This window comes from Okeania sp. SIO2B9, from assembly GCF_010672505.1.
Taxonomy (GTDB): Bacteria; Cyanobacteriota; Cyanobacteriia; order Cyanobacteriales; family Microcoleaceae; genus Okeania; species Okeania hirsuta.
The window spans coordinates 1-2250 of record NZ_JAAHGK010001244.1 but is presented as its reverse complement, the minus strand read 5'-3'; the positions used below and the strand labels follow the sequence as shown (position 1 = coordinate 2250).

Below are 2250 nucleotides of genomic sequence, written 5' to 3'. Positions count from 1 at the left end.
CAAACATATCCGTAAAAATGGCCATCGAAGACATAAGCAAAACTGCATTTGTGTCTAATGTGGTTACCAGTTTGTTGATTTTTATGATTCACCTGGATATAGTCAGGATATTAAAGCTCCAAATCTCTAGATCTGCTCAAGTATTCCCTCAGACTTTTAATTCATTATCTCAAGTTCGGCGATCTACCTATGTAAACTATGGCTCCACGACTACAGTTGTACCCACCTGTACTTTTTCAAATAAAGCAATCACATCTTCATTCCGCATCCGCACACAACCGTGAGATGCAGCATATCCAATGGATTCTACAGTGGGAGTACCATGAAACCCAATGGTATCTTTTCCATCTGTCCAAAAACCAATCCACCTCAATCCTAAAGCTGTATTTGGCCCTGCTGGCATTACCTCACCCGTCCAGGGGTTTTGCCATTGCGGATTTTCCACCAGTTGAATAACTTCAAATTTACCTGTTGGTGTTTCCCAACCTGGTTTACCCACTGCTACAGGATAACTAGCTATTTCCTCTTCTCCTTCATACACATATACTCGTCGTTCCCCTAAGCGAAGTACCACCTGGATTAACTTTTCTACTTCTATTCTTTCTATTCCCAAATATTTTTGAAAGTCTTTAACAGCACGTTTCAGGTTTGGCATTAAGCCACCAAATGATGAATTAACTGATTCTCCTTCTGTTAGTAAATATTTTTGGAGGTCTTGAACGGGAGGTTGCCACTTTGGCGTCAAATCATCAAATGCTAAATTAGCTTCCTTCTGTGTTTGCTGATTATTATTAGTTGTCTCAGTCGTATAAACAGAAGCTATGGATAACTTTTGACCAGATAATATAATAATTGCTGTAGTTAAGAATATTGCTGTTAAATTATATGCTCCCTTGTTGATTTTTAGCATCGGACTAAGGCATTTATTTGTGGTAGATTCGATCATTTTTCACTCCTCAAAATTAATTATATAGATATTATCAGAAACTAATATTATTAGTAGCTTAATTTATCAATAAACTCTGCTCATATTCTGTTAAGGTTCGACGATGACAGTTGTACCAATTGCTACTTTTTCAAATAGGGCTAGTACATCTTGATTTAACATTCTAACACAACCATGAGAAGCAGCTTGTCCTACTGTTTCTTCGTCGGGTGTTCCATGAAAACCTATATAGTTTGTGCCATCTGTCCAAAAACCAATCCATCTTTCCCCTAAAGGATTTTCTGGACCTGGTGGTATTATTTCTCCAGTAAAAGGATGTTTCCAGGATGGATTTGGAATTTTTTGCATGACTTTATATGTACCTGAAGGAGTCTCCCATCCTTCTCTACCAATAGCAATGGGATAGCTGGTTTTTAATTGCTCGTCTTGATATATATAGACACGGCGATCGCTTAATTTTATGACTAAATAAATATTTTCATTTTGCTGAATATAAAGTTCTTTTAGTATTTTTTTTGTAATCGGTGATTTTGATTTTATTGGAGACTGAATTTCTATTAAGTCTGTAGCATTAGTTGAAGCTTCTTGATTTTCAACAGGAGTTGAAGCATGAGCTTTTCGTTGTAAATAGTTCCAGCTAATGACTATACTTATGCTTAAGAGTATTAACAGATGAAAACCACTAAAAATATTGTGTTTTTGACTACTATTGCTCCATCTAGATAAAGATTTTTTTCTGACTTTTTCATTCATTTAGTCAATCCTTAACTACTGAAAATATGCTGGTTTTTGATTATACAGTAGTTTTTATGATTAGTAGACCACAGTAGAGAGGTTTTATGGAATCTCCCTACAATGGTTTTGGTGTGCGACTATGTGGTTCATCCATTTAAAAATCGCTGTAATATCATGTCCGGTTGAATACTTATAAATAAACGACGGAGTCCTCAGGAGGACTGAGTCAGGAGTCAGGAGGGAAGAAGAAAGAGGAGGAAAAGGAGAAAGTTTTTTTGTTCTATCGCTCATTATCCGGACATGATATAACTGCAAATCCACTACAGCGTTATAGCATATATAGCAGAAAGAAGAAGGCGTTTAGTTATCTACAACAGAAGGAAGGAGGAAAAATCAGGCGTTGTCTGAGTTTTCAGCTTTTGATATGTCAAATACATTGGAGTCAGGAGGACTGAGTCAGGAGTCAGGAGGGAAGAAGAAAGAGGAGGAAAAGGAGAAAGTTTTTTTGTTCTATCGCTCATTATCCGGACATGATATAACTGCAAATCCACTACAGCGTTATAGCATAT

2 protein-coding genes are annotated in these 2250 nt (G+C 36.6%); both read right to left on the bottom strand.

The window, feature by feature from the left end; genetic code table 11:
* Window positions 1-196 precede the first annotated feature (196 nt).
* The gene (locus F6K13_RS29400; RefSeq protein ID WP_124146240.1) at window positions 197-946 is read right to left on the bottom strand and encodes a L,D-transpeptidase; all 750 of its coding nucleotides are present in this window, start codon (window positions 944-946) and stop codon (window positions 197-199) included.
* Window positions 947-1036: 90 nt separating this feature from the next.
* Window positions 1037-1468, bottom strand: a complete 432-nt coding sequence (locus F6K13_RS29395) for a L,D-transpeptidase (protein WP_375339366.1) — start codon at window positions 1466-1468, stop codon at window positions 1037-1039.
* Window positions 1469-2250 lie beyond the last annotated feature (782 nt).

Excerpts from the sequence above, each read along its gene's own strand:
- F6K13_RS29400 (WP_124146240.1), bottom strand. The coding sequence starts at position 946 with ATGATCGAATCTACCACAAATAAATGCCTTAGTCCGATGCTAAAAATC.